Source organism: Curtobacterium sp. LFS084 (assembly GCF_047977705.1).
Classification (GTDB): Bacteria; Actinomycetota; Actinomycetes; order Actinomycetales; family Microbacteriaceae; genus Curtobacterium.
In genome coordinates this window covers 73,650-99,843 of the sequence record NZ_JBFPFM010000008.1, presented here as the reverse complement: position 1 = coordinate 99,843, position 26,194 = coordinate 73,650, and the positions used below count along the sequence as shown (strand labels likewise).

At 72.2% G+C, this 26,194-nt stretch carries 25 protein-coding genes; 18 read left to right on the top strand and 7 right to left on the bottom strand.

What is annotated here, in order from left to right:
- Window positions 1–5: 5 nt before the first annotated feature.
- Window positions 6–602: a hypothetical protein gene (locus ACNQOV_RS07210; protein WP_416393960.1), complete on the bottom strand. Its 597-nt coding sequence runs from the start codon at window positions 600–602 to the stop codon at window positions 6–8.
- Between the two features lie 145 nt (window positions 603–747).
- On the opposite strand from ACNQOV_RS07210, the gene ACNQOV_RS07205 reads away from it, so the two are divergent.
- Window positions 748–1,515: an HAD family hydrolase gene (locus ACNQOV_RS07205; protein WP_402266560.1), complete on the top strand. Its 768-nt coding sequence runs from the start codon at window positions 748–750 to the stop codon at window positions 1,513–1,515.
- Between the two features lie 79 nt (window positions 1,516–1,594).
- Entirely contained in the window at window positions 1,595–4,105 is a 2,511-nt protein-coding gene (locus ACNQOV_RS07200; protein ID WP_416393959.1) for a glycoside hydrolase family 65 protein, read from the top strand.
- A gap of 91 nt (window positions 4,106–4,196) precedes the next feature.
- Here the strand turns inward: ACNQOV_RS07200 and ACNQOV_RS07195 are convergent, their stop codons facing one another.
- Both ACNQOV_RS07195 and ACNQOV_RS07190 read right to left on the bottom strand, forming a co-directional pair.
- Window positions 4,197–4,583 carry a VOC family protein gene (locus tag ACNQOV_RS07195; RefSeq protein WP_416393958.1) on the bottom strand — a complete coding sequence of 129 codons (387 nt, stop codon included), beginning with the start codon at window positions 4,581–4,583 and terminating at the stop codon, window positions 4,197–4,199.
- Entirely contained in the window at window positions 4,580–5,095 is a 516-nt protein-coding gene (locus tag ACNQOV_RS07190; protein ID WP_416393957.1) for a DUF1697 domain-containing protein, read from the bottom strand. The genes ACNQOV_RS07195 and ACNQOV_RS07190 overlap by 4 nt, the downstream gene beginning before the upstream one ends.
- 74 nt (window positions 5,096–5,169) lie before the next feature.
- Here ACNQOV_RS07190 and ACNQOV_RS07185 point away from each other — a divergent pair, with 74 nt between their 5' ends.
- Window positions 5,170–5,637 (top strand): hypothetical protein, encoded by a 468-nt coding sequence (locus tag ACNQOV_RS07185; protein WP_022906427.1) that lies wholly within the window; start codon window positions 5,170–5,172, stop codon window positions 5,635–5,637.
- Between the two features lie 183 nt (window positions 5,638–5,820).
- Here the strand turns inward: ACNQOV_RS07185 and ACNQOV_RS07180 are convergent, their stop codons facing one another.
- Window positions 5,821–7,293 (bottom strand): NCS2 family permease, encoded by a 1,473-nt coding sequence (locus tag ACNQOV_RS07180; RefSeq protein ID WP_416393956.1) that lies wholly within the window; start codon window positions 7,291–7,293, stop codon window positions 5,821–5,823.
- Window positions 7,294–7,437: 144 nt separating this feature from the next.
- Between ACNQOV_RS07180 and folE the strand changes: the two genes are divergently transcribed.
- The 5 genes from folE to ACNQOV_RS07155 all read left to right on the top strand — a co-directional run bounded on the left by folE (window position 7,438) and on the right by ACNQOV_RS07155 (window position 11,163).
- Complete coding sequence (gene folE / locus ACNQOV_RS07175) at window positions 7,438–8,046, top strand: GTP cyclohydrolase I (protein WP_022906425.1); 609 nt, start codon at window positions 7,438–7,440, stop codon at window positions 8,044–8,046.
- Window positions 8,043–8,981: a dihydropteroate synthase gene (gene folP / locus ACNQOV_RS07170; protein ID WP_416393955.1), complete on the top strand. Its 939-nt coding sequence runs from the start codon at window positions 8,043–8,045 to the stop codon at window positions 8,979–8,981. The genes folE and folP overlap by 4 nt, the downstream gene beginning before the upstream one ends.
- Window positions 8,978–9,745, top strand: coding sequence for a pyrimidine reductase family protein (locus ACNQOV_RS07165; RefSeq protein ID WP_416393954.1), 768 nt, complete (start codon window positions 8,978–8,980; stop codon window positions 9,743–9,745). Before folP ends, ACNQOV_RS07165 begins: the two co-directional genes overlap by 4 nt.
- Before the next feature lie 89 nt (window positions 9,746–9,834).
- Window positions 9,835–10,488: an HAD-IA family hydrolase gene (locus ACNQOV_RS07160; protein ID WP_416393953.1), complete on the top strand. Its 654-nt coding sequence runs from the start codon at window positions 9,835–9,837 to the stop codon at window positions 10,486–10,488.
- 132 nt (window positions 10,489–10,620) lie between these two features.
- Window positions 10,621–11,163: a type 1 glutamine amidotransferase domain-containing protein gene (locus ACNQOV_RS07155; RefSeq protein ID WP_416393952.1), complete on the top strand. Its 543-nt coding sequence runs from the start codon at window positions 10,621–10,623 to the stop codon at window positions 11,161–11,163.
- Between the two features lie 158 nt (window positions 11,164–11,321).
- On the opposite strand, the gene ACNQOV_RS07150 is transcribed toward ACNQOV_RS07155, so the two are convergent.
- A complete protein-coding gene (locus tag ACNQOV_RS07150; protein WP_416393951.1) occupies window positions 11,322–11,894 on the bottom strand; it encodes a molybdenum cofactor biosysynthesis protein in 573 nt (190 codons plus the stop codon).
- Between the two features lie 108 nt (window positions 11,895–12,002).
- Here ACNQOV_RS07150 and ACNQOV_RS07145 point away from each other — a divergent pair, with 108 nt between their 5' ends.
- The 5 genes from ACNQOV_RS07145 to ACNQOV_RS07125 all read left to right on the top strand — a co-directional run bounded on the left by ACNQOV_RS07145 (window position 12,003) and on the right by ACNQOV_RS07125 (window position 17,537).
- Window positions 12,003–13,565, top strand: coding sequence for an AlkA N-terminal domain-containing protein (locus ACNQOV_RS07145; protein ID WP_416393950.1), 1,563 nt, complete (start codon window positions 12,003–12,005; stop codon window positions 13,563–13,565).
- Window positions 13,562–14,074: a methylated-DNA--[protein]-cysteine S-methyltransferase gene (locus tag ACNQOV_RS07140; protein ID WP_416393949.1), complete on the top strand. Its 513-nt coding sequence runs from the start codon at window positions 13,562–13,564 to the stop codon at window positions 14,072–14,074. The genes ACNQOV_RS07145 and ACNQOV_RS07140 overlap by 4 nt, the downstream gene beginning before the upstream one ends.
- 158 nt (window positions 14,075–14,232) lie before the next feature.
- Window positions 14,233–15,051 (top strand): alpha/beta fold hydrolase, encoded by an 819-nt coding sequence (locus ACNQOV_RS07135; protein WP_022906417.1) that lies wholly within the window; start codon window positions 14,233–14,235, stop codon window positions 15,049–15,051.
- A 17-nt stretch (window positions 15,052–15,068) separates the two neighbouring features.
- Window positions 15,069–15,950: a hypothetical protein gene (locus ACNQOV_RS07130; RefSeq protein ID WP_416393948.1), complete on the top strand. Its 882-nt coding sequence runs from the start codon at window positions 15,069–15,071 to the stop codon at window positions 15,948–15,950.
- 111 nt (window positions 15,951–16,061) lie between these two features.
- Window positions 16,062–17,537, top strand: coding sequence for an APC family permease (locus ACNQOV_RS07125; protein ID WP_416393947.1), 1,476 nt, complete (start codon window positions 16,062–16,064; stop codon window positions 17,535–17,537).
- Window positions 17,538–17,691: 154 nt separating this feature from the next.
- Here ACNQOV_RS07125 and ACNQOV_RS07120 read toward each other — a convergent pair whose 3' ends face one another.
- A complete protein-coding gene (locus ACNQOV_RS07120) occupies window positions 17,692–18,507 on the bottom strand; it encodes a LysE/ArgO family amino acid transporter (RefSeq protein ID WP_416393946.1) in 816 nt (271 codons plus the stop codon).
- Window positions 18,508–18,576: 69 nt separating this feature from the next.
- Between ACNQOV_RS07120 and ACNQOV_RS07115 the strand changes: the two genes are divergently transcribed.
- Window positions 18,577–19,500: a LysR family transcriptional regulator ArgP gene (locus ACNQOV_RS07115; RefSeq protein WP_416393945.1), complete on the top strand. Its 924-nt coding sequence runs from the start codon at window positions 18,577–18,579 to the stop codon at window positions 19,498–19,500.
- Here the strand turns inward: ACNQOV_RS07115 and ACNQOV_RS07110 are convergent.
- Window positions 19,482–20,027, bottom strand: a complete 546-nt coding sequence (locus ACNQOV_RS07110) for a TetR/AcrR family transcriptional regulator (RefSeq protein WP_022906412.1) — start codon at window positions 20,025–20,027, stop codon at window positions 19,482–19,484. The genes ACNQOV_RS07115 and ACNQOV_RS07110 overlap by 19 nt on opposite strands.
- A gap of 116 nt (window positions 20,028–20,143) precedes the next feature.
- Here ACNQOV_RS07110 and ACNQOV_RS07105 point away from each other — a divergent pair, with 116 nt between their 5' ends.
- The 4 genes from ACNQOV_RS07105 (at window position 20,144) to ACNQOV_RS07090 (ending at window position 26,173) form a co-directional block, all read left to right on the top strand.
- Window positions 20,144–21,178, top strand: coding sequence for an aldo/keto reductase (locus tag ACNQOV_RS07105; protein WP_416393944.1), 1,035 nt, complete (start codon window positions 20,144–20,146; stop codon window positions 21,176–21,178).
- A gap of 398 nt (window positions 21,179–21,576) precedes the next feature.
- Window positions 21,577–23,340, top strand: a complete 1,764-nt coding sequence (locus tag ACNQOV_RS07100) for a glycosyltransferase (protein WP_022906410.1) — start codon at window positions 21,577–21,579, stop codon at window positions 23,338–23,340.
- The gene (locus ACNQOV_RS07095; protein WP_022906409.1) at window positions 23,337–24,077 is read left to right on the top strand and encodes an HlyD family efflux transporter periplasmic adaptor subunit; all 741 of its coding nucleotides are present in this window, start codon (window positions 23,337–23,339) and stop codon (window positions 24,075–24,077) included. The genes ACNQOV_RS07100 and ACNQOV_RS07095 overlap by 4 nt, the downstream gene beginning before the upstream one ends.
- Window positions 24,074–26,173 (top strand): glycosyl hydrolase, encoded by a 2,100-nt coding sequence (locus ACNQOV_RS07090; RefSeq protein WP_416405900.1) that lies wholly within the window; start codon window positions 24,074–24,076, stop codon window positions 26,171–26,173. The genes ACNQOV_RS07095 and ACNQOV_RS07090 overlap by 4 nt, the downstream gene beginning before the upstream one ends.
- Window positions 26,174–26,194 lie beyond the last annotated feature (21 nt).

The window sequence follows — 26,194 nt, the reverse complement described above, 5'->3', positions numbered from 1 at the left end:
ACGGGTCAGTTGAAGACGACGGGATCGGACCAGTGCCCACGGCTCTTCTGCGTGATGCTCAGGCCGCGTTCGAAGCCGACCGGGTAGGCGATCCAGCGTCCGGTGACGTTCGCGGTCGCGGTCACGACCTGGCCGTCGGCACCCTCGATGCGGATCTCGGCGTTCGCGACGCCGAGCCCGGTCACCATCCCCGACGGGCCGTTCGAGATCTGGCTCACGGCCGGGATGTCGACGTCGGAAGGTGTCCCGAACGTCACGGGAGCGGAGGTCCGGCCACCGATCGACTGGGTGATCGAGTACGTGGGCGTGAGCCCCTCGGCGGGGACGAAGAACCAGTTGCCGGACTGGACCACGGTGGAGCGGGTCTTCCCGGCGGCGTCGGTGAGGGTCACGGTCGCCCCCAGGACGCCGGAGCCGCCGATCAGGTCCTTCGGTCCCCAGTGGACCCTGTTGACCGGCGCGACGGTCGAAGCGGCGCTGGACCGCACGGCGGTCGTCGACTGCGCGGGCTCTGCGGACGCCACGGACGCGGTGCCCAGGACGGCCGCCGCGGTCAGGCAGCCGACCGTGACCAGGCGGGTGGTGATGAGGTGTGAACGCATGGATCCTCCAAGGATCGATATTGGAAGATGAAATATTACACGTTTCGAATGTGCAGTCGTCCACACGTCCGTCGCGGGTGAACTCTCTCCACAGATCGGTGATGCGTCAGGGTCCGCGGCGGAGGCCGGTCCTAGACTCGCCTGCATGACCGCACCGGACCGGCGCACCCCCGCGCGACTCGCTGACCAGCGCGCGCTCCTGTTCGACCTCGACGGTGTCCTCACCCCCACCGCCGACGTCCACATGCGCGCCTGGAGTCGGCTCTTCACGCCCTACCTGGCCCAGCACGGCGTCGCTCCGTACACGGAACAGGACTACTTCGCGTACGTCGACGGCAAGCCGCGGTACGACGGGGTCCGGTCCCTGCTCGAGTCACGCGGCATCGACCTGCCCCAGGGCACCCCGGACGACCCGCCGGACGCCGACACGGTGTGCGGGCTCGGCAACCGGAAGAACGCCGAGTTCACCGCCGAACTGACCGAGCACGGCGTCGAGCCCTACCCCGGTTCGCTCCGGTTCCTCGTCACGGCGATCGACGCCGGGCTGTCCGTCGCGGTCGTCTCGAGCTCCGCCAACGCCGTGCAGGTGCTCCGCACCGCGGGGATCCTCGAACGGTTCCCGGTGATCGTGGACGGCATGGTCGCCCGCGAAGACGGTCTCGCCGGCAAGCCTGCCCCCGACACCTACCTCGACGCCGCGAGCCGCTTCGGCCTGACCGCTGCCGAGTGCGTCGTGGTCGAGGACGCCACGAGCGGGGTCGAGGCCGGGCGCAACGGCGCCTTCGGGCTCGTCATCGGCGTGGACCGCGGCGCCGGGGCCGACGCGCTCCTGGAACACGGTGCCGACGTCGTCGTCACCGACCTCGACGAACTCGTCGACGAGCTGCCGGAACCGGCCACGAGCACGACGTAGGCGGTGCGGCCGGGGCGATCCGCGCCTCCAGGCCCTCCCGACCCTCCCCCCACGAAGACCTCCTTTCCCACGGAGCACCATGAACCCCATCACCTCCGACCCGCTCGACCGGGTCCGCTACCCGATCGACGAGTGGGCGCTCGTCGAGACCGAGTACGCCCCCGACGAGCAGGGCGTGGCCGAGACGAACTTCGCCGTCGGCAACGGGTACCTCGGCCTCCGCGGCAACCTCGACGAGGGCCGCGGCGGCTTGCAGTACGGCACGTACGTCAACGGCTTCCACGAGACCTGGCCGATCCGTCACGCCGAGGACGCCTTCGGCTTCGCGAAGACCGGTCAGACGATCATCAACGCACCCGACGCCAAGGTGATCCGGCTGTACGTCGACGACGAGCCGCTGGTGCTGGCCGAGGCGGACATCCTCCGGCACACCCGGCGGCTGGAGTTCCGGGGCGGGTACCTGTTCCGCGAGACCGAGTGGTCGACGCCGTCCGGCAAGCGGGTCCTCATCCGGTCGCGGCGGCTGGTGTCCTTCACCGACCGGCACCTCGCGGTCATCGACTACGAGGTGACCGTGCTCGACGCGGACGCCTCGATCCTGCTGTCGAGCCAGATCCTCAACCGCCAGGACGTGCAGGACGAGTACCACGCCGGCATGCGCGCGGCGGCGAACGCCTTCGACCCGCGCAAGGCCGAGGCGTTCACCGAGCGTGTCCTCGAGCCGAAGCTCAAGCGCAGCACCGGTGGCCGGTCCCTGCTCGGGTACCAGGCGGCGAGCTCCGGCATGACGATCTGCGTCGGCGTCGAGCACCACCTCGAGACCGAGAACAGCTGGGACGAGTCGTCGTCGATCGAGGACGACCTCGCGAAGCACGTCTACCGCGTGCAGGCCCGCGCCGGACAACCCATCCGGTTGACCAAGCACGTGGTCTACCACACGTCCCGCGGGGTCCCGGCGCGTGAGCTCGCCGACCGGTGCGAACGGACCCTCGACCGTTCGCGGGCCGAGTCCGTCGACGCGGCCTTCGCGCGGCAGGCCGAGTGGATGGACGACTTCTGGGCGCGCAGCGACGTCGAGATCGCCGGGCAGCCCGCGTTGCAGCAGGCCGTCCGGTGGAACCTCTTCATGCTCGCCCAGGCCACCGCGCGCACCGACGGGCACGGGATCGCCGCCAAGGGCGTCACCGGGTCCGGCTACGGCGGGCACTACTTCTGGGACATGGAGATCTACGTCCTGCCGTTCCTGTCGTACACGGCACCGATCGTGGCCCGGAACGCCCTGCGCTTCCGCTACAACATGCTCGACGCCGCGCGGTCCCGTGCCCGTGAGCTGAACCAGCACGGTGCGCTCTTCCCGTGGCGGACGATCAACGGCGAGGAGTCCAGCGCGTACTACGCGGCCGGCACGGCGCAGTACCACATCGACGCGGACATCGCGCACGCGCTGATGCAGTACGTCCGCGCCTCGGACGACCGTGAGTTCCTCAAGCGCGGCGCGATCGACATCCTCGTCGAGACTGCACGACTGTGGGAGGACCTCGGCTTCTGGCGGTCGAACGGCGACAAGAAGTTCCACATCGACGGCGTCACCGGCCCCGACGAGTACACGACGGTCGTCGACGACAACCTCTACACGAACGTGATGGCCCGGGCGAACCTGTGGTTCGCGGTGAACGCCTGCCGCGAGCTCGCCGCGGACGACCCCGAGGAGTACGACCGCATGGTGCGGCGGACCGGGCTCCAGGCGCAGGAGATCACCGACTGGGAGCACGCCGCCGAGTCGATGGAGATCCCCTTCGACCCGCACCGTGGGATCCACCCGCAGGACGCCCAGTTCCTCGACAAGGAACTCTGGGACCTCGACAACACCCCCGAGAGCAAGCGGCCGCTGCTGCTGCACTACCACCCGCTGGTGATCTACCGGTTCCAGGTGCTGAAGCAGGCGGACGTCGTGCTCGCGCTGTTCCTGCAGGGGCACGAGTTCACCGCTGCCGAGAAGCGTCGCGACTTCGACTACTACGACGCCCTCACGACCGGTGACTCCACCCTGTCCGCCGTCGTGCAGTCGATCATGGCGGCGGAGGTCGGCTACCACGACCTCGCGCTGCAGTACTTCCAGACGGCGCTCTACGTCGACCTCGCGGACCTGCACGGCAACACGAGCGACGGCGTCCACATCGCCTCGACCGGTGGCATCTGGGGTGCGGTCGTCAACGGGTTCGGCGGCATGCGAGACCACGGCGGCCGGATGACCTTCAACCCCCGGCTGCCGAAGGACTGGGAGCGGATCACCTACCGGCTCACGGTACGTGGGTCACGGGTGCGGGTCGACCTCGAGCAGGAGACCCTGACCTTCACGGTCGAGACGGGCGAGGGCTTCACGGCGTGGGTGCACAACCAGCAGTGGGACATCACCGCCGGTGAGCCGACCGTCGTGCCGCTGACGCACCAGGGCCCGCGGATGTCCGGTCGCGCACCGACGACGGCCGACATCCAGGGCACGCTCCGTGCCGACGGGTCGGTGATCACGGCCTCGATCCCGACGATCTCGCTCGACCGGGATCTCGAGCCCGACGAGGCGACCGCCTGACGGACCCCGTCCCGGAGGCGCGGTGCGGCCCCGGCGCGCACCGCGCCTCCGACTCGTGCCGCGTCTCCGGCGCGCACCGCGCCCGAAGCGCTCAGTCGGCGACGAGTTCGACCTTGAACCGCTCGGCGTCCTCGAGGAAGCCTGCGTGGTGGTCGGGGCCACCGGCGTGCGGGTGGCGGTCCTCGTAGAGTCGACGCCATCCGTGCGCAGGCGCGGCCGCCCAGATCTGGGCGACGTCGTCGATGCCTCCGGCGTGGAACGCGAGGTGGCTCAGCCCTGGTCGACGACGGTCGTTGGCGCCGTGCGCAGGGGCGGTCTCCAGCACGACGTACAGGGCGCCCGACCGCCAGCTCCGCCCGTCGGACCACTGCTGGAAGGGCTCGTAGCCGAGCTCGCCGAGGAGCCAGCCCCACGCAGCTGCGGATCGGTCGAGGTCGGCGGTGCGCAGTTCGACGTGGTGCAGGCCGCCGCGCGTCACAGGAGCTTCCGCAGCGTGTTCACGTTGCGGGTCGTCGTCGTCCGCTTGAAGCGCGCCGCGCCCGCCCGCTTCGCGAAGACGGTGTCCGTGCTCGAGCCCTTCGGACACGACCAGTACACGACCCCGGAGCCCCGCGCGACGCGTTCGACCGTCTCGTCGACGTCGAGGTCTGCCAGCAGGTCGTCGAGGGCGTCGTCGTCCGAGCCGAACACGACGTAGTCGTGGTGGTCCTCGGCGGCGGGGAACGGGAAGCCGTCCACGATGTCCGCCAGGTCGTCGTGCGGGACGAGCACGATCCACGCGTCGTAGCCGAACCGGTCACGGAGCAACTGCTCGATGTCCGTCTTCAGGGCCGCGGCCGTGCCGTCGGAGCCGAACACCACGTTGCCCGACGCCAGCACGGTCCGGACGTCCTGGTACCCGCGTTCCCGGAACAGCGCCGCGAGGTCGGCGCTCGTGATCGTGATCCCGTTAACGTTCACCCCGCGCAGCAGCGCGACCCACCTGGTCATGCCCGAACCGTACCCCGTCGCCCCGACACCGCTTGCTCGGAGCGGCGTGAGCAGCGGTCCGGTAGACGGGACCCATGACGAACGACGCACCGCACGACGACGCACAGGGCCCCGACGAGCAGCACCGCGTGCCCGAGGGGGTCTCGGACGCCACCGTCGAGGCGCTCGGGACGCTGTCCGCCGCCCTCGAGACGATGGAGCACGCCCGCGGGCTGCTGTACGGGTTCCACCGGCTGACGGGGAAGGCGGACCTCGACCTGGGGGAGGCGGTCGACCAACTCCGGGATGCCGGGCACGCCGAGCTGGCGGACCGGATCGACCGCGAGCTCGTCGGGCGCAACGTCATCGGCGGCCGCTGGACGTTCCAGATCGTCGAGGACTACGACGACGGGTACTACGCCCTCGCGAAGGAGCTGGAGCGGACCGCGCGCGACGAGCTCGTGCAGGGCCGCAAGCACCTGTTCGAGGCGGGCATGAAGGAGGACCGGCGCACCCAGGGTCGGCGTCACCACGAGGCGACGCCGACCGACCTGCCGGACTGAGGCCGCGCCTCCCGGCTGCCCCACCGCCGCACAACCACAACCGCCCCGGACCACGGCTGTCCGTGGTTCGAGGCGGCTTTCGTTGTGCGAACGCGGCGCGGCGCGGGGCGGGGCGGGCGGCGCGGCGCCGGGCGACGCAGGACGAACGCGCGCCGCGACGCGCCCCGCGCGCGGAGCCCCGCGTCAGCCGACGCCGAGCAGCGTCTCGATCGGCCCGCGCGCGAAGTACAGCAGGAAGCCCGCGGCCACGACGTACAGCAGCCACGACACCTGCCGACCGCGCCCGGACAGCAGCTTGATGAGCACCCAGCTGATGAAGCCCGCGCCGATGCCGTTCGCGATCGAGTAGGTCAGCGGCATGATCACGATCGTCAGGAACGCCGGCAGCGCCGCCCCGAAGTCGGTCCAGTCGATGTCCCTCACCTGCGCCACCATGAGCGCTCCGACGACGACGAGTCCGGCGGCGGCGACCTCGAGCGGGACGACCTGGGTGAGCGGCGTGAGGAACATCGAGGCCAGGAACAGCAGGCCGGTGACGACCGAGGCCATCCCGGTGCGGGCACCCTCGCCGATGCCGGCTGCGGAGTCGATGAACACGGTGTTCGACGACACCGAGGCGCCGCCACCGGCGATCGCGCCTGCACCCTCGACGACCAGCGCCGACTTCAGCCGCGGGAACGTGCCGTCGGCGTTCGCCACGCCGGCGGCCTTCGCGAGGCCGGTCATGGTGCCCATGGCGTCGAAGAAGTTCGTGAAGACCAGGGTGAAGACGAGCATCGACGCGGCGATCGGGCCGATGCGGGTGAAGGCGCCGAAGACGTCCGCGTGGCCGACGAGCGACAGGTCCGGCACCGCGAACAGGGCGCTGGGGAGGCCCGGGGCGTTGAGGTTCCAGCCGGTGGGGGAGTCGACCGAGGTCGGGACCTTGAAGATCGCCTGCAGGATGATCGCGATGACCGTGGTCGCCACGATGCCGATGAGCAGGGCGCCGCGGACCTTGCGGGCCATGAGCGTGCCGATGATGACGAGGCCGATCAGGAACACGATGGTCGGCAGGGCGGCGATCGAGCCGTCCTCGCCCAGCTGCAGCGGCGGCGAGGCGTTCTTCGTGGTGCGGACGAAGCCTGAGTCGACGAGCCCGATGAACGCGATGAACAGGCCGATGCCGACGGTGATCGCGGCCTTGAGCTGCGCGGGCACGGCCGTGAAGATCATCGTCCGGATGCCGGTCAACGCGAGGATCACGATCACGACGCCGTTGATGACGACGAGCCCCATCGCCTCCGCCCACGTCACCTGGTGCACGACGCTCACGGCGAGGAACGAGTTGATCCCGAGTCCCGCGGCGATGCCGAACGGCAGGTTCGCGATGAGGCCCATCGCGATCGTCATGAGGCCGGCCACGAGCCCCGTCGCAGCGGCGACCTGGGCGTTCTGCAGCCACCCGCCGACGACGTCCTGCGGCGCCTGGTCCTGGCTGAACCCGCCGAGGATGAGCGGGTTGAGGATGACGATGTACGCCATCGTCACGAAGGAGACGAGTCCACCGCGGATCTCGCGGGGGATCGTCGATCCGCGGTGCGTGATCGAGAAGAAGCGGTCGAGGCCGGTCGCGAAGCGGTTCCGGGGTGTGGTGTCGGTCTGCGGGGCGCTCACCGAACAAGCTTAAAGGGCGCTGGGTTTCCGGCACGTCACAGCTTCCTTACAGGGATTTCCGGGAGGCGCGGCGCGCCTGGACGGGGTACGTCTCGCCCGGCGGCCGCTCGCGTTCTGCGGCCAGGGCTGGTGTTGGATGGACGGGTGAACCAACGTCTCGACCGAGCGCGCATCGAGTCCGCCGTCCGCGAGCTGCTGCTCGCGATCGGCGACGACCCCGACCGCGCGGAACTCACACGGACGCCCGCCCGCGTCGCGGAGTCCTACGCCGAGTTCTTCTCCGGCATCGGCACCGACGCGGTGGCGATCGCGCGGGACGGCACCGTGCACGCCGAACCGGCGGACCGCGGCCAGCTCGTGATCGTCCGGGACGTGAAGTTCCGCTCCGTCTGCGAGCACCACCTCCTCCCGTTCCTCGGCGTGGCCCACCTGGCCTACGCGCCGGGGGAGCGGCTCATCGGACTCGGCACGCTCGCCCGCGTGCTCGACGCCGTCGCCTCCCGTCCGCAGCTGCAGGAGCGGCTCGGCGAGCAGGTCGCGACGACGATCGCGGACGGGCTCGCGGCGGCCGGTGTCCTCGTCGTGCTCGACGCGCAGCACCAGTGCGTGACGACCCGTGGCGAACGCCAGACCGGATCGACGACCGTCACCGTCGCGGCGACGGGGAGCCTCGCGGACGCCGCCGGCCGGGCCGAGGCGATCGCCCTGATCGGCGCCGGCGCCGCCGGGACCGGCCACGGGGCGGACGCATGACGACGGAACGTGCCGGGTTGCGCCTCCCGGCCCCCGCGACGGCACCCGGCTGGGTCGTGCCCGCCCTGCGCCAACCGGTGCGCACCATCGGACGCCGCACCTACGACTTCGACCACCGCGTCGCCGTGATGGCGATCGTGAACCGCACCCCCGACTCGTTCCACGACCGGGGTGCCACGTTCGCGCTCGACCGTGCCGTCGAGGCGGCGGTTCGGGCCGCCGAGCAGGGCGCGGACTGGGTCGACATCGGCGGCGTGAAGTTCGCCCCAGGGCCCGAGCTCCCGGCGGCCGACGAGATCGACCGCGTGGTGCCGGTGGTCCGGCAACTCGCGCAGGAGTCGGACGTGACGATCAGCGTCGACACGTTCCGCCCCGAGGTCGCGGCCGCCGCGATCGAGGCCGGCGCGAGCGTCGTCAACGACACGACCGGGCTGTCCGACCCGCGGATGGCGGCCGTCGTCGCCGACTCGGACGCGACCGTCGTCATCACGCACTCGCTGGCCGAGCCCCGTCGTCCGCTGCCCGCGCCGCCGCAGTACGGCGACGTCACGACCGAGGTGGTCGACTTCCTGCGGGAACGCGTCGACCGGGCCCTCGCCGCCGGCATCCCGGAGTCGCGGATCATCGTCGACCCGGGGCACGACCTGAACAAGAACACCCGGCACACGCTCGAGCTCACCCGGCGCCTGCCCGAGGTCGTGGCGCTCGGCTACCCGGTGCTCGCGGCGGTGTCGAACAAGGACTTCGTGGGGGAGTCGCTCGGGCGGCCCCGCGGTGAACGGCTGGCCGGGTCGCTCGCCGTCGCGACCGTGAGCGCGATGCTCGGCGCCCGGATCGTCCGGATGCACGACGTGCCCGAGAGCGTCGACGCGATGCGGATGCTCGAGGCGACGCTCGGCTGGCGCGAACCGGTGGAAGCGCGGCACAACACGTGACCGGCCTGCCGCAGTCGATCGGCGACCTGTCCGACGACGACCTGCTCGAGCTGTACACGGCCGACGCCGTCGCCCCCTGGCTGCGCGTGAACTTCGTGACGACGCTCGACGGGTCGGCGACCGCCGGGAGGGACGGCGTGTCCGGGTCGCTCGGCGGCCCGGACGACCTGCGCGTGTTCGACCTGCTGCGCCGGGTGGCCGACGTGGTGCTCGTCGCCGCCGGGACCGTCCGCGACGAGGGCTACGGGCCGATGGCGCTGCACGACGCCGACGTCGCCTGGCGGCGGTCGCACGGGCTGCCCGACCACCCGGTGTTCGCGATCGTGTCCGGGTCGCTGTCCCTCGAGCCCGCGTCCCGGATCTTCACCGAGGCCCCGGTACGACCGATCGTCCTCACCTCGGCGTCGGCGGCCGGGTCACCCGCGGCCTCGGCGCTCGCAGCGGTCGCGGACGTCGTGCCGTGCAGCGCCGACGACGACCCGGACACCGTCGACCCAGCGCGGCTCCGTGACGCCCTGGTGGCGCGCGGCCTCGGCACGGTCCACTGCGAGGGCGGACCGTCGTTCTTCGGCGTGCTCGTGGCGGCGGACCTCGTGGACGAACTCACCCTGACGATCGACCCGACGCTCGAGGGCGGTGCCGGCCCGCGCATCACGCACGGCGGCTCGAACGAGCTGCGGCGCTTCCGACCGGCCCACGTGCTGCTCGGGCGCGACGGCGTGCTGCTGACCCGGTACGTGCGGGCACACGATCCGGGCGAGTGACCGGCGCCGCGTGCCGGACCCCGGCGAGTGACCGGCGCCGCGTGCCGGACCCCGGCGAGTGACCGGGGCGGCAGGCTAGGGTCGGGCGCGTGATCGACATCGTGGCGTCCGGGGTCCTCTTCGACATGGACGGGACCCTCGTCGACTCGACCGCGGTGGTCGAGGCGACCTGGTCCCGGTTCGGCGAGCGGCACGGCATCGACCCGGCGGAGATCCTCGCGTTCTCGCACGGCCGCCAGGCGATCAGCACGATCGAGCGCTTCCTGCCCGACCTCGACCAGGACGAGCAGGTGCGGATCGCCGACTCGCTCGTCGCCGAGGAGAGCGCGAGCACCGAGGGCATCGCCGAGATCCCCGGCGCCGCGGCGTTCGTCGACCGGCTGCTCGCGGCCGGCGTCCCGGTGGCGCTCGTGACGAGTGCGCCGCGGGACCTCGCCGCCGGACGCATGGCTGCCGCAGGACTGGCCATGCCCGGGGCGTTCGTGCCGTCGGAGGACGTCGAGCACGGCAAGCCCCACCCGGACGGCTACCTGCGCGGCGCGGCGTTGCTCGGCGTCGACGCCGCCGACTGCGTGGCGTTCGAGGACGCCCCCGCCGGGCTCGAGGCCGCGATCGCCTCGGGCGCGACCACGGTGGTCGTCGGCACGCTCGACGCCGACGTCACGGCCGGGCTGTACCGGGTGACGGGGTACGACGGCATCACGGTCGAGCGCGAGGGGACCGCGTTCCGCATCCGCGGCTGAGCCCGACTCCACGGCTGAGCCGTCCTCCGAGGCTGGGCCCGCGGCCTCGGCTGTCCACCTGCGGACGCTTCCAGCCCCCGTGGACGAACGTGGTCGTGCGGCCGGAACGACCGGGCCGCGGAAGGAACGACCATGGCAGCACTCGACGGCAAGAAGATCCTCGTCATCGCGACGAACTCCGGTGTGGAGCAGGACGAGATCGTCGTCCCCATCGACCAGCTCCGCGAGCGCGGCGCGACCGTGACGGTGGCGGCGCAGGAGACCGACCCGATCACGACCCTCATCGGCGATGAGGACCCGGGCAGGTCGGTCGACCCGGACACCACCATCGCCGGTGTCAACGCGGGCTCCTTCGACGCGCTCGTCGTCCCCGGTGGCACCATCAACGCCGACACCCTCCGCACCGACCAGCAGGCGGTGTCCCTCGTGCAGGCGTTCGCGGAGGCCGGCAAGCCCGTCGCCGCGATCTGCCACGGCCCGTGGACCCTCATCGAGGCCGGCGTCGTGTCGGGGAAGACGATCACGTCGTTCCCGTCGCTGCAGACCGACGTGCGGAACGCCGGCGCCGAGTGGGTCGACCGGGAGGTCCAGGTCGACGGCGTCCTCATCACGTCGCGGAACCCGGACGACCTGCCGGCGTTCGTCGACGCGATCGAGTCGGCGCTCACGGCGTAGCCGGCGCTGCGCCCACTCGCCATCGAGTCGGCGCTCACGGCGGAGCCGGCTGGGCCGAGTCTCGGCTCGGCGGACGCAGCGCGGGCTGCGGCGCCGCGGAAGAGTCCGCGGAGCCGAGTCTCGGCACCGCGGCCGGCAGCGAGGCGCGCCGCGGCCGGTCAGCCGAGCGGGACGGGGCGGGTCGTGCGGAGCACCGCGGGCCCGAGGGCGAGGACGCCGTCGGACTCCGGGTCGCACCGCACCCCGCCCCGCCCGCGCATCGCCCGGAACGCCCCCGGGGCCACCTCGTGGTCCATCCAGGCGCACGGGTTCGCCGGCCGGTAGCCACGGAACAGCACGGGGGCGTGGCCGACGCTCTGCAGGGAGAACGGCTCGCCCCGGAGCGCCTCGACGTCCACCCCGCGCAGGAACACGTTGCGTCGGGTCGCGGCCGGGTCGACGTCCGCGCCGAGAGCGGTGCCGACGGCCTCGAGTCCCTCGAGACCGATCACGGTCACCGAGGCGTGCACGTGCGCCCGCGACGCGAAGTAGCGGTCGCCGACGATCCCGAGCCCCGCGCGCAGCTCGACGTGCCTGCGCAGGTCGTCCGGCTCGCCGTCGACCACCGGCAGCGCGCCGTCCGCCGGTCGCCCCTCGTACCGGTGCCGCCGGGACACCAGCAGCAGCGCGATCTCGACGTCGGTCCGGCAGGGCAGGTCGCCGGGGCCGGCCACGTCGTCCACCAGGGTCACGCACCCCACGCTAGCCGCGCCTCCCGGTCCCGTCCCGCGCCGACGGACGTCCGCTGCCGTGTCCGATTCCCGCCAGTCGATGTCGGTGACCCGTGTCAGGCTGGAGGCATGTCCACCGCACCAGACGCCCTGCACGCCGAGCGCCACCGCGCCGTCGCCTCGCGCGACGCCCGGTTCGACGGGCAGTTCGTCACCGCCGTGCACTCCACCGGCATCTACTGCCGACCCTCGTGTCCGGCCCGGACCCCCGGCGCGGCCGGCGTCACGTTCTACCGCACGAGCGCGGCGGCGCACCTCGCCGGCTACCGCGCGTGCAAGCGCTGCCTGCCCGAGGCGACCCCGGGCAGCCCCGAGTGGGACGTGCGCGAGGACGTCGCCGGACGGGCGATGCGGCTGGTCCTCGACGGCGTCGTCGAGCGCGACGGGGTCCCCGGCCTCGCGGCCCGCGTCGGCTACTCGGAACGGCAGCTGAACCGCATCATGACCGCCGAGCTGGGCGCCGGACCGAAGGCGCTCAGCCGGGCACACCGCGCGCAGACGGCACGGACCCTGCTCACGTCGTCCGACCTGCCCGTCGCGGACGTCGCGTTCGCCGCCGGGTTCGCGAGCGTCCGCCAGTTCAACGACACCGTGCGCGAGGTCTTCGCGGTCACCCCGACCGGGCTCCGCGCGCGGCGAACGTCGCAGCCGGTGGTGGACGGGGCGCTGCACGTGCACCTGCCGGCACGGGCGCCGTTCGACGCGCAGGGGCTCCTCGACTGGCACGCCCTCCACGCCCTGGCGGGCACGGAACAGGTCGAGGTCGACGACGCGGGGCGGGTCACGTCGTACGGACGGGTGCTCGACCTGCCAGGAGGCGCGGCCTGGTTCAGCGCGTCGGCCGCGGTCCCGAGCGCGGACGGGCGGGGCACCGGGATCGACCTGCGCGTGCGCGTCACGGACCTCTCCGACCTGCCGACGCTCGTGGCCCGGGTGCGGTCGTACTTCGACCTCGACGCCGACCCGGAGGCGGTCGACGCCGTCCTCGGCGCGGTGCCCGAGCTGACTGGCGCCGTCCGACGCGTGCCCGGCATCCGCTTGCCGGGCGCGGTCGACCCGCACGAGATCGTGTTCCGCACGCTCATCGGCCAGCAGGTGTCCGTCGCGGCGGCCCGGACGGCCCAGACCCGGCTGGTGGCGGCGCTCGGTGCGCCCGTGCCGTCCGCGATCGCGCCGGACGGCCTGCTCTTCCCGTCCGCCGCCGCGATCGCTTCGCGGGGGCACGAGGTCCTGCGGGGACCGGCGGCCCGCGTGGACACCATCCTGCGGGTGGCCGCCGCGCTCGCCGACGGATCGCTGGTGGTCGACGCCGGCCAGTCGCTCGACGAGCTGCGCGCCGGGCTCCTCGCGGTGAAGGGCATCGGTCCCTGGACCGCCGACTACGTGGCGCTCCGGGTCCGCCACCACCCGGACGTCTTCCTCCACAGCGACCTCGCCGTGCGGAACGGTGCACAGGAACTCGGTCTGCCCGGTTCGCCGCGCGAACTCTCCCTATGGTCTGAGCAGGTGGCGCCGTGGCGGAGCTACCTCACCATGCACTGCTGGCGACCGATCATCGACCGCGCGACGGCGACGACCGTGCCGACCAGCACGACGACCGCGGCTCCGGCCGCCCGGAAGGACGAACGATGACCGACGCGACGATCCAGACCCTGGACACCCCCGACGGCCCCTTCACCGTGCTCGAGGACACCGAGGGCCGTGTCCTCGCCTCGGGCTGGACCGACTCGGTCGAGCGCATCCTCGCGCGCCTCGCCGACCGACACCGACCCGACCGCATCGCCGACGGGCGGGTGGCCTCGGCCGATGCCGTCGACGCCTTCTACGCGGGCGAGGTCGACCACGCGATGCAGGTGCCCGTGCGGCAGTTCGGCACGGAGCTCTTCACCGAGGGGTGGCGGCAGCTCCGACTGGTCCCCGCGGGCGCGACGCTCACCTACACCGGCTTCGCGGCGGCGATGGGGCGACCCGACGCCGTCCGCGCCGCGGCGAGCGTCTGCGCCCGGAACGCCCCGGCGCTGTTCGTGCCGTGCCACCGGGTGCTGCGGACCGACGGCACCCTCGGCGGGTTCGCCTGGGGGCTCGACGTGAAGCGGTCGTTGCTCGAGCGGGAGTCGGTGGGGACGACCGCGCTCGTCTGAGCCCGGGCGGGCGCACGGGCGTCCTCCCCCTGGTTGCGGGTGTCGACGCGACGGCGCAGTGCTGTCATGCTCGACACAACCGACCCGCCACGGACCAGACCCGAAGGACCCACGCACACCTGCGGCACACCGCGGTCGAACCACCTTCGAGGACCCCCATGGACCAGCACGTCGACCGCACGGTCGTCTCCGCGGACGGCACGGTGCTCGCCGTGTCCGACGCCGGAGCGGGCCCCGCGCTCGTGGTCGTCGGCGGGGCGTTCGACCACCACGGCACCCCCTTCGTCACCGCACTGACCGCGGCGCTCCGCGACCGCTACCGAGTGCTCACCTACGACCGGCGCGGCCGCGGCTCGAGCGGCGACACCGAACCGTGGTCGATCGAGCGCGAGGTCGAGGACCTCGCGGCCGTCGTCGCCGACGTCGAGGGGCCGATCACCGCGGTCGGCCTGTGCGTCGGCGCCGGGGTGGTGCTGCACGCGATCGCGGGCGGGGTCCGACTCGACGCCGCCGTGCTGTGGGAACCGCCCTACCGCGCCACGGTCGACCCGCACGCCGACGACGTCGTGTTCGCCGATGCGCTCGACGAGCACGTCGCGAGCGGTCGTCGGGCCCAGGCTGTCCGGGCGTTCCTCGCGCACGTCCTCGGCGTCCCGATGGGCCAGATCACGGCGCTCCGGCTGAAGGGTTCGCTGTGGCGCTCCCTCGTCGTCGACGCGCACGTCCTGAGCCGCGACGTCCGGGTGCTCAACGGCCTCGCGATCCCCGAGCGGGTGGCCGCGGCCGTGGGCGTGCCGGTCCTCGTCGCGGCGGGTGGCGACGGGCTCGAGTGGATGCGGCAGGCGGCTCGCGCGGTCGTCGAAGCCGTCCCGGGGTCGGAGTACACCGAGGTGCCCGGACAGGGACACGTCCCCGCCCCCGAGGCGCTCGGCGAGCTGCTCGACCGCCTCACGGTGCGGACGAACGCACGGCGCTGACCACCGGGGCTGCAAGGATGGTCGTCGTGAACGCACCTCGTCTCGGCCTCCTGCTCGACGTCGACGGGCCCATCGCCAGCCCCGTCTCGCGCACCATCGCGATCCCGCGCATCGTCCAGGACCTCGTCGCGCTCGCCGCCGAGGGCATCCCGGTCGTCTTCAACACCGGCCGCAGCGACGCCTTCATCCGGCAGGAGGTCGTCGGACCGCTCCTCGAGGGGGGTCTCGCCGCCGGCGGCCGCGTGCACGCCGTGTGCGAGAAGGGCGCCGTCTGGTGCTCGATCGGGCCGCAGTACGAGGGCGGCATGGGCGAGCTGACCGTCGCCGAGGACCTCGCCCTGCCGAGGGACTACGCCGACGAGATGCGGGAGCTCGTCCGCGACGAGTACGCCGACCTGGTGTTCTTCGACGAGACCAAGCGCGCCATGGTGTCCATCGAGCAGCGCGTCGAGGTGCCGAACCAGACGTACCTCGCGCGCCAGCCGGAGTTCGACGCGAAGGCGATGGCGGCGCTCGAGCGCCGCGGACTCGGGGTCCGACGGCTCGACGACGTCCGCCCCGACGCCGCCGGGGTCGTGCAGTGGCGCATCGACCCGACGATCATCTCGACCGACGTCGAGTCCGACCGCAGCGGCAAGGACATGGGTGCCGAGCGGTCGCTCGAGCTCCTCGCGCAGGACGGCGAGCTGCCGCTCGCGTGGCGGACGATGGGCGACTCCCGGAGCGACTACGCGATGGCGGACTGGCTGCACGCGAACGGGCACGAGGTCGCGCACGTCGACGTCCGTCCGTCCGACGGGGTCCCAGCCACGCCGTACCCGGTCCTCACGGCACCGGACGGCGTGATCCACGACGAGGCCGGAGCCCGCTTCCTGTCGGGCTGGCGCCGATCCGCCTGAGCCGAGCCGCGCCTCCCGGCCCGGAACGGGACATCCCCGCCGTTTGCGTGCCGGGGTGGTACACCAGTACTCTCGCGGGGTCCGCCGCCAGCCGATGACGGGAACCACCCCATGGCACCGAAGCTCCGCATCAAGTCGATCGAGGCGTCCCTCGCTGACTCCGAGGAGAAGGGGCGCTCCCTCAAACGGTCGCTGAAGACCTTCGACATCGCGGCGATGGGCATCGCCGTCGCCGTCGGCGCCGGCATCTTCTCGGTCGGCGCGAACGCCGCCGCGAACTTCGCCGGTCCCGGCGTGATCATCTCGTTCCTGCTCGCCGCCGTCACGTGCGGCCTGGCGATCATGTGCTACGCCGAGTTCGCGTCGACGATCCCGGTCGCCGGCTCCGCCTACACGTTCACCTACGCCACGATGGGCGAGCTCCTCGCGTGGATCGTCGGTTGGGACCTCATCCTCGAGACGCTCACCGCCAGCGCCGTGATCGCGAAGTACTGGGGGATCTACCTCAGCGAGGCGTTCAACGTGTTCGGCGTGGCCCTGCCGAGCACGATCCAGCTCGGCCCGGTCCCGTTCACGTGGGGGCCGGTGCTCATCGTCGGCATCTTCACGGTCCTGCTCGCCTTCGGCACCCGCCTGTCGAGCCGGGTCTCGGCCGTCATCACGATCATCAAGGTCGCGATCGTCGTCTTCGTCATCGTCGCCGGTGCGTTCTTCGTCAAGGCCGCGAACTTCACCCCCTTCATCCCGCCGGCCGAACCCGCCAAGGGTGCCGAGGGGAGCGTCTGGACCCAGTCGCTCGTGTCCTGGTTCACCGGGTCCGAGCCCGCCCAGTACGGCGTCTTCGGTCTGCTCGCCGCGGCCTCCCTCGTGTTCTTCGCGTTCATCGGCTTCGACGTCGTGGCGACGAGCGCCGAGGAGACCGAGAACCCGCAGAAGACCCTGCCCCGCGGCATCTTCATCGGCCTCGGCATCGTGACGCTGCTCTACGTGGGCGTCAGCATCGTCATCACCGGCATGGTCTCGTACCAGCGTCTGGCGCAGGAGGACGCGCCGTCCCTCGCCTCGGCGTTCTCCATCGTCGGCCTGCCGTGGGCCGCCGGGATCATCGCGATCGGCTCCCTGATCGGTCTCACGACGGTCGTCATGGTGCTGCTGCTCGGTCTGTCCCGCATCGTGTTCTCGATGAGCCGCGACGGCCTGCTGCCGCGCTGGTTCTCGAAGACGAACGAGAGGACGCAGACCCCCGTGCGCGTGCAGGTCGTCGCGGGCGTCGTCGTGGCACTGCTGGCCGGCTTCACGGCGGTGGACAAGCTCGAGGGCATGATCAACATCGGCACGCTGTCGGCGTTCGTCCTGGTGTCGATCGGCATCGTCGTGCTGCGTCGCACGCGTCCGGACGCCCCGCGCGCCTTCCGGGTGCCGTGGTCGCCGGTGCTGCCGATCGTGTCGGCGGTGCTGTGCTTCTGGCTGATGCTGAACCTCGAGGTCGAGACGTGGCTGCGGTTCGTCATCTGGCTCGTGATCGGGTTCGCGATCTACTTCGGCTACAGCCGTCGCAACAGCCGGGTGGGCAAGGGCCTGCAGTAGGGCGCTGACGCGGGCGCTGGCGCGGGCGCGGGCGCTGGCGCGGGCGCTGGCGGACGGGTCGAACCAGGTTTCCGACACCGAACCACGCGCAGGGGCTGGTTCGGTGTCGGAAACCTGGTTCCACGCAGCCACGCGGCCCCACGTCGGCGCCGCGTCAGGCGCCGAGCGCGAGGGTCGCGCCGAAGCCCAGCATGACGAGCGCGACGAGACCGTCGAACACGCGCCACGTCAGCGGCTTCGCGAACAGCGGTCGCAGGAGCCGTCCGCCGAACCCGAGCGCACCGAACCACAGGCAGCTCGCGAGGACCGCCCCGGCCGTCCACCACCACCGGTCCGCCGGCCCCTGCTGGTTCGCGACCGAGCCGAGGAACACGAGCGTGTCCAGGTACACGTGCGGGTTCGCCCAGGTGAACAGGAGCATCGTCACGACGGCCGTCCGCACGGTCGCGGCCCGACCAGGAGGCGCGGTGCGCGTCCGCCCCGCTGCCACCGTCGTCGGGGCCGTCGCCGCGGCACCGGCCCCGGCCGGGTGGACGGCCGCACCGCGCCCCGCACCGGACACTGCGCCCGATCCTGACGGGGCGCGGTGTTCGTCCGCGGGCGCAGTCGCGGGCGCGATCGCCGCCGGGACGCCGTCGTCCGCCGCCTCGGACTCGACCCGCAGGGACTCGCCCGACGGCCACAGCGCACGACGGGCCGCGAGCACCCCGTAGGTCACGAGGAACGCCGCCCCGACGAAGCGGATGACGACGAGCGCGACCGGGAAGCGCTCGACCACGACCCCCACGCCGAGCACCCCCGCCAGGATGAGCACGGCGTCCGACAGGGCGCAGACGACGACCGCGGCCGCGACGACGCGCACGGACGAGGTCACCGCGAGGCGCAGCAGGTACGTGTTCTGCACGCCGATCGCGACGATGAGCGCGAGTCCGGTGCCGAGGCCGGCGAGCAGGGGGAGGAGGGCGGTCACGGCTCGAGCGTAGGAGCGCACCCCGATGCAGTACAGCTCACGTTCCTGATGCTGCGTAAGCTCAGCTGCATGCCAGGGCTGCAGCGCGAACACCTCGAGACCCTCCTCGCCGCGGTCGACCACGGCACCCTCGACGCCGCTGCCCGGGCACTGTCCATCACGCCGTCGGCGGTGTCGCAGCGGATCAAGTCGATGGAGCAGCAGGTCGGTCGGGTGCTCCTGCAGCGGACGACACCGGTCCGCCCGACGCCCGACGGCGAGGTCGTCCTCCGCCACGCACGACAGGCGCAGCTGCTCGACGAGGAGACCGCGCGGGCGCTCGGCGGCGGGGAGTCGGTCGTGCCGTTGATCCCGCTCGCGGTGAACGCCGACTCGCTCGGCACGTGGTTCCTCGACGCGCTCGCCCTCGTGCGCGCCGACACCGAGGTCGTGTTCGACCTCCACCGCGAGGACCAGGACCGCACCGCCGAACTCCTCCGCGCGGGCGCGGTGATGGCCGCCGTGACGGCCGAGGCCGAACCCGTGCAGGGCTGTTCCTCGGTGCCGCTTGGGATCGACCGGTACCGGGCGGTGGCCTCCCCGTCGTTCGTGGCGCGGTACCTGCCGGGTGTCGACAGCGAGCAGCGGATGACGCGACTCCTCGACCGCGTGCCCCTGGTGGACTACGACCGTGACGACGACCTGCAGCAGGGGTACCTGCGCCGGGTGCTCGGGCACGCCCCGTCCGGCCCCCGGCACTTCGTCCCGACCTCGGCGGACTTCGCCCGTGCGGTGTCGCTCGGCTTCGGCTGGGGGATGCTGCCGGAGGCCCAGTGCCTCGACGCCCTCGAGCACGGCGACCTCGTCGAACTCACCCCCGGGCGCCGCGCGGACGTGGCGCTGTGGTGGCAGCGCTGGAACCTGGCCTCGCCGCTGCTCGAACGCGTGGCCGAGGCCGTCCGGGCGACGGCGGCCGAGCGCCTCCACCCGGTCGGTCAGACGGTCGCGCGGTAGCGGAGGCCGTCCACGAGCAGTCCGACGAGCATCTGGCTCTGTTCGATCGACGCGGCCCCGTGGCACAGGTCCGCCACCGCGTGCAGGAGCTGCTGGGCGTCCACGTCGGGACGGATCGTCCCGGCTTCGGCCGCCGCCTCGAGGAGTCCGCCGAGCGCGCCGCCGAGTCGGCCGACGAAGTACTCGGGCAGGGCTGCGAACGCCGGATCCCCGGAGTGCAGGGCCGCGGCGAGTCCCCGCTTCGTCGCGACGAACTCGGTGAACCGCTGCAGCCAGCGGGCGAGCGCCTCGTCGGGAGCGTGCGCAGCCGCGAGCTCGTCCGCGGCGGCCGCCGTCGACTCGACCGCCCGCTGGAACACGGCGACGACGAGGTCCGAGCGCTGCGGGAACCGCCGGTAGAGCGTGCCGACGCCGACGCCGGCCCGGTCGGCGATCAGCTTCGCGGGGGCGTCCACCCCGTCGCTCGCGAAGACGGCCTTGGCGGCGTCGGTCAGGGCGTCGGCATTGCGTCGGGCGTCGGCGCGCACGGAGTCCTCCTCTTGCGTAAACGGAAAACCATTCCGTATAGTTCCGGAAGGGCGTTCCACTTCGGTCCACGATACGGCACCGTGCCCCGGGACGCCATCGACAGGAGGAACCGCACATGCAGTACCGCACCCTCGGCCGCACCGGCATCCAGGTCAGCCCCTTCGCGCTCGGCGCCATGATGCTCGGCACCGACGGCAGCATCGGCAACGGCGACGAACAGGACTCGATCCGCATCGTCCACCGTGCACTCGACGCCGGCATCAACCTCATCGACACCGCCGACCGCTACTCGCAGGGCGGCTCCGAGGAACTGCTCGGCAAGGCACTCGTCGGGCGACGCGACGACGTCGTCCTCGCCACGAAGTTCAACGGCCCGATGGGCGACGACCCGAACCGCCGGGGGAACTCGAGGCGGTGGATCATGCAGGCGGTGGAGGGGTCGCTCCGCCGTCTGCGGACCGACCACATCGACCTCTACCAGGCGCACCGACCCGACGACACGGTCGACCTCGAGGAGACCCTGTCCGCACTGACCGACCTGGTCCGCAGCGGCAAGGTCCGGGCGATCGGCAGCTCGGACTTCCCCGCGTCGATGCAGGTCGAGGCGCAGTGGACGTCCGAGCGCCGTGGCCTCGAACGATTCCGCACCGAACAGCCGACCTACTCGATCCTCAACCGCGGCATCGAGCGCGAGGTCCTCCCGACCGTCCAGCGCCACGGCATGGGAGCACTCGTCTGGAGCCCCCTCGCCGGTGGCATGCTGACCGGCCGGTTCCGGAAGGGGCAGGACACCGACCTCGCCCGCGCGACCATGTTCCGACACAACCGCGACGAGCGACGGATCGACGCCGTGGAACAGGTCGTCGCACTCTCCGAGGAGACCGGCATCCGGATGACCCACCTCGCGATGGCGTTCGCGATCGCGCACCCCGGCGTCACGAGCGCCCTGATCGGCCCACGCTCGATGGAGCAGCTCGACGACCTGCTCGCCGGCGCCGACGTGGCGCTCTCCGACGAGGTCCTCGACCGCATCGACGCGATCGTCCCACCCGGCACCGACGTCGGTCGGCTCGACCAGCAGTACAACCCGCCGGCGGTCCTCGACGCGGCTCTCCGCCGCCGCCCCGCCACGGACCGTTCGGCGGCCTGACACGCGGCCGGGCGGCCTGACACGCGGCAGGGCGGGCCGCCCGGCCGTCGGGGCTGTCCGCTTCCCGTCGCGTCCGTTGCGGGAAACCGCACGATCAGCCCGCCCGGGCCCGTGTTCACACGTTCGTCACGAAGCGGGCCCGTGGGCCGCCCTACGATCGCAGGACCGACGGCGACGGGCCGTCGGGAGCACGACCGCTCCACGACACGAAACACCGAACACCGCGACCGCACCCACGGTCGCGACCCCGCCGGCCGAGGATCCCTAGTCCTCGCCGGCCGGACCTCCCGAGGGTCCGGATCCATGTCGCCGCAGCCGCCGACGCCCGTCTCACGATGCGTCGGCGCCTGCGCTCGACGACGCGTGAGTCCTCTCCGAACCCGACAGGAGACCACGCCATGTCCGCACCGCCGGACGTCCGTCGTACCCCGACGCGACTCCAACCGCCCGCCCGCACGACCGACGAGCTGCAGTCCCCGGACTTCCAGCTCCCCGCCCCACTCACCCCGCGTGACCGCGAGCGGGCCCGCCGCCGCCGGCAGACCGAGCCGGTGCCCTACGTCCGACCCCGGGCGGAGAGCCGCGCGCACAGCCCCGTGATGGTCCTCATCGTGCTCGTCGCCACGCTCGGCGTGATGGCGTACGCGGTGTTCCTGCTCGATCCGGCCAACCGCGGCGACTTCCTGCCGTACGGGCTCGTGATCGTGGCCGAGAGCGTGCTCGTCGGACAGGCGCTCCTGTCGATGTGGACGATCCTGTCCGGCGGCTCCGACCCTCGGGACTTCGCGTTCCACCACACCCAGGACACCCTGTTCGACCGCGACACCATCGCCCGCAGCGGTGCCGCCGACCAGCCCCACCGCTGGCCGATGCACGTCCGCGGACGTCGGGTCGAGGTCGACGTCTTCATCACCGTCTACGGCGAGGAGCTCAGCAAGGTCGCCGCCACCGTGCAGGCGGCGGTCGCGATGCGCGGCGAGCACCGCACCTGGGTGCTCGACGACGGCCGGAGCGACGACGTCCGCGCGCTCGCCGAGGAGCTCGGCGCCCGGTACGTCCGACGGCTCTCGTCGCACGGCGCGAAGGCCGGCAACATCAACCACGCGCTGACCCTGGCGAAGGGCGACTACTTCGCGGTGTTCGACGCCGACTTCGTGCCGAAGCCGGACTTCCTGTTCGAGACCGTGCCGTTCTTCGCCGACGACGGCATCGCCTTCGTGCAGACGCCGCAGTCGTACGGCAACCTCCACAACCTGGTGTCCCGCGGCGCCGGGTACATGCAGACGGTGTTCTACCGGTTCATCCAGCCCGGACGGAACCGCTTCAACGCGGCGTTCTGCGTCGGGACGAACGTCATCTTCCGCCGCGAGGCGATCGACGAGATCGGCGGCATGTACACCGACTCGAAGTCCGAGGACGTCTGGACCAGCCTGATGCTCCACGAGCGCGGCTGGAAGACCGTCTTCATCCCGATGACCCTCGCCGTCGGCGATGCCCCGGAGACCATCGAGGGCTTCACGAAGCAGCAGCTCCGGTGGGCCACGGGCGGCTTCGAGATCCTGCTCACGCACTTCCCGTTCCGTCCGAAGCACCGGCTCACGATGGACCAGCGGCTGCAGTACCTCGTCACCGCGAGCTTCTACCTGACGGGCATCGTCCCCGGGCTCCTCCTGCTCGTGCCGCCACTCGAGATCTACTTCGACCTGCGCCCGATGAACCTGTCGATCGGTGCCGGCGAGTGGGTGCTGTTCTACCTCGGCTTCTACGGCGTGCAGGTGCTCCTCGCGTTCTACGCCCTCGGGTCGTTCCGGTACGAGACGCTCCTGCTCGCGGCGGTCTCGTTCCCGATCTACGCGAGCGCGCTCTGGAACGTCGTGTGCGGCAAGGAGCAGGCCTGGCACGTCACGGGAGCGGCCCGCGGTCGGACGCCGTCGCCGTTCAACTTCATCGTCCCGCAGGTGCTCGTGTTCGTGTTCCTGGCGTTGACGAGCGTCGTCGCCGTCTGGCGCGACCTCGACAACGGGCAACTGACACTCGCCACCGCGTGGAACATCACGAACACCCTCGTGTTCCTCGCCTTCGTCATCGCGGCGTTCCGCGAACAGGGCCGGAACCGTGTGACGGACCGGATCGCCGCCCAGCGGGAAGGGATCGCAGCATGACCTGGACGAACCGACTCCGGTTGTTCGCCGGACTCATCGTGGTGCTCGTCGTCGTGGCGGCGTGCACGCTCGTCTTCAACCAGCGCCAGAGCGCGGTGGCGAGCACGTCGGCCGCGATCGCCGCGCAGGAGTACGCCGTCGGCACCGACTACGGCGGCACCGTGACCGAGGAGTACGTCGAGGAGGGCGACACCGTCCAGAAGGGCGACGAGCTCCTGCAGGTGCAGAGCCTCCAGCTGGCGCAGGACATCCGCAAGGGCGTCGTGGGCGCGAACACGCAGACGAGCGCCTACGACATCGGCGCGGACGGCTTCATCACCTTCAAGGCCGAGGTCTCCGGCACCGTCGCGAAGGTCGACGTGAAGACGGGCGGCTACGTGCAGGCCGGTTCGGAGCTCGGCACCATCCACAAGGAGGACAGCCTCTTCGTGACGTCGAGCTTCATCGTCACCGCACGGGACTACGGGCGGATCCGCAACGGTGCCGCGGTCGACCTCGTGCTCCCGAACGACACGACGATCCGCGGGACCGTGAAGAGCGTCAGCGTCGAGACGAACGACCAGGGGCAGGCGAAGACCACGGTCGACGTCGAGAGCCCCGAGCTGTCCGCCTCGCCGACGACCGGCATCACGAGCCCCGGGACCCCGGTGGACGCCACCCTGCACCTGCGGGACGACGGCCGGCTCGCGGGCGTCACGGACCTCGTGCGCGACTTCGCGCGGCAGATCGGCCTGTGACCGTGCTCCGGCTGCCTCGGTCCGCCCGTCGCGACCAGGCGCCGGACGCGCGCCGGCGGGTCGGCGTGCGCCGCGCCTCCAGACCGGTCCTGGCCGTCACCGTCGTGACGACCGTCGCGGTGCTCCTCACCGCGTGCACCGGGACTGGAGGCGCGGACCACCCCCGCGAGACCACCGCACCCTCCGCGAGTGGTGCGGCACAGGCGCGTGCCGTCGCCCGTCTCGGCGACGTCGCGTCGTCGAAGGCGGGCGCGATGCGCCTCGCCGACGGCCTGCTGCCGCCGACGAACCGGTGGTTCTCCGGACTCGTGTTCGGCGACGCCCCACAGCCCGTGTTCCCCAGTCCGATCTCGTGGCAGGTGACCGACGACGGCTTCGCGGCCGGGCTCCCGGTCGTGTCGGCCACCGAGAAGACCATCGCCGGCGGCGCGACGCAGCAGGTCGGCCTCGACCTCGGCGCGACCTCGACCGAGGTCTCGGCGTACGACGCGGTGTCGGTGACCGTGGAGCACCGCCGCGGCGCGACCGTCCTCGGACACACCGTGCTCGCCGAGGGTTCGCCGCTCGTGACCTACACCGCCGCGCGTGCCGGCACCGTCACCACGACGGCGCCGATCGACGCGACCGGCACCCGGACCGGCACCGTGACGAGCGGTGGGCGCACCTGGCAGCTCGTGGTCCGCGACGGCACGATCGACGGTGACGCGGTCGCGCTCTCGGCCGGCGGCAGCATCGTCCTCCTGCCCGTGCCGGACGACGCGACCGCAGCACAGACCGACCGGCTCGTCGGGGCCGCCCGGCCGCTCACGGGCGTCGCGCTCGGGCGGAGCGCCTCGCCGGGGCAGCAGCACACCACGCTGACGTACGACTTCGGCTCCGACGACCCGGGCGTCCTCGTCCCGCAGCCGGGGCAGGGCACGACCGGGCTCGACTGCACGGGCCTGTACTACGACACCGTCCAGGGCGCCGCACCGGTCTGCACCGGCACGGCCCTCCGGCTCGCGGTCGACACCGTCGAGCCCTCTGACACCCTCGATGTGTCCGGACTGTCGTCCGCCGACCGGTCGACGCTCGTCGCCCAGGTGCGCGTCGACGCCTCGACCGTGAACGCGTCGTCCTACGCGGCGGACAGCTACGCCGGTGGGAAGGACCTGTCCCGCGTCGCGAACCTGTACCGACTCGCGACCGAGCTCGACCTGCCGTCGGTGGCGAGCACGCTGAAGACCTCGGTGGTGGACGAACTCGACCAGTGGTTCGACGCCGCCGGGTGCGGGGCGCGGACCGCCCGGTGCTTCGCGTACGACCCGACCGTGCACGGACTCGTCGGACAGGAGGCCTCGTTCGGCTCCGACGAGTTCAACGACCACCACTTCCACTACGGGTACATCCTGTCCGCCGCCGCGGTGCTGGCCGCCGACGACCCCGCGCTCGTCAGCCGCTGGCGCACCGTCGCCGACCTCGTCGCCGCGGACATCGCCTCGCCGGAGGCCACGGCCTCGTTCCCGCAGCTGCGCGTCTACGACCCGTACGCGCAGCACTCCTGGGCGTCCGGCTTCTCGCCGTTCGCCGACGGCAACAACCAGGAGTCGTCGTCCGAGGCCGTCTCGGCGTGGAACGGCGTCGCGCTCTGGGGTGCGGTCTCGGGGTCGTCGTCCCTCGAGTCGGTGGGCACGTGGCTGCTGTCGAACGAGGCCGCTTCGGCCCGCCGGGACGTGCTCGACCCCGACCTGTCCGCGTTCCCGGAGTTCCGGCACGAGGTGGTCTCGCTGACCTGGGGCGGGAAGCGCGACCACGCGACGTGGTTCAGCGCCGCCGCGGCCGCCCCCGCGGGGATCGAGCTCATCCCGATGCCGGCCGTCGCTCGGTCGTACGTCGCCGCCGGCGGAGCCGCGCAGATCCGCCGGGTACTCGCCGAGGCCGTGCCGGACGGCAGGTACGACGTCCAGTTCGGCGACTACCTGCTCATGTACCGGGCGTTGGCGTCGCGGTCGGAGGCGCGGGCGGCGCTCGGCGCGGCCCGGGACCTGCCGGACGCGGTGGTCGACTCCGCGAACTCGCGCTCGTACATGCTCGCGTGGATCATGGCGCGGGCGTAGGCGCGCGCTCCGCACCGTGCG

Coding starts and splice junctions, on each gene's coding strand:
- ACNQOV_RS07210 (WP_416393960.1), bottom strand. CDS start 602: ATGCGTTCACACCTCATCACCACCCGCCTGGTCACGGTCGGCTGCCTG.
- ACNQOV_RS07205 (WP_402266560.1), top strand. CDS start 748: ATGACCGCACCGGACCGGCGCACCCCCGCGCGACTCGCTGACCAGCGC.
- ACNQOV_RS07200 (WP_416393959.1), top strand. CDS start 1,595: ATGAACCCCATCACCTCCGACCCGCTCGACCGGGTCCGCTACCCGATC.
- ACNQOV_RS07190 (WP_416393957.1), bottom strand. CDS start 5,095: ATGACCAGGTGGGTCGCGCTGCTGCGCGGGGTGAACGTTAACGGGATC.
- ACNQOV_RS07185 (WP_022906427.1), top strand. CDS start 5,170: ATGACGAACGACGCACCGCACGACGACGCACAGGGCCCCGACGAGCAG.
- folP (WP_416393955.1), top strand. CDS start 8,043: ATGACGACGGAACGTGCCGGGTTGCGCCTCCCGGCCCCCGCGACGGCA.
- ACNQOV_RS07155 (WP_416393952.1), top strand. CDS start 10,621: ATGGCAGCACTCGACGGCAAGAAGATCCTCGTCATCGCGACGAACTCC.
- ACNQOV_RS07145 (WP_416393950.1), top strand. CDS start 12,003: ATGTCCACCGCACCAGACGCCCTGCACGCCGAGCGCCACCGCGCCGTC.
- ACNQOV_RS07140 (WP_416393949.1), top strand. CDS start 13,562: ATGACCGACGCGACGATCCAGACCCTGGACACCCCCGACGGCCCCTTC.
- ACNQOV_RS07135 (WP_022906417.1), top strand. CDS start 14,233: ATGGACCAGCACGTCGACCGCACGGTCGTCTCCGCGGACGGCACGGTG.
- ACNQOV_RS07130 (WP_416393948.1), top strand. CDS start 15,069: ATGGTCGTCGTGAACGCACCTCGTCTCGGCCTCCTGCTCGACGTCGAC.
- ACNQOV_RS07125 (WP_416393947.1), top strand. CDS start 16,062: ATGGCACCGAAGCTCCGCATCAAGTCGATCGAGGCGTCCCTCGCTGAC.
- ACNQOV_RS07115 (WP_416393945.1), top strand. CDS start 18,577: ATGCCAGGGCTGCAGCGCGAACACCTCGAGACCCTCCTCGCCGCGGTC.
- ACNQOV_RS07105 (WP_416393944.1), top strand. CDS start 20,144: ATGCAGTACCGCACCCTCGGCCGCACCGGCATCCAGGTCAGCCCCTTC.
- ACNQOV_RS07100 (WP_022906410.1), top strand. CDS start 21,577: ATGTCCGCACCGCCGGACGTCCGTCGTACCCCGACGCGACTCCAACCG.
- ACNQOV_RS07095 (WP_022906409.1), top strand. CDS start 23,337: ATGACCTGGACGAACCGACTCCGGTTGTTCGCCGGACTCATCGTGGTG.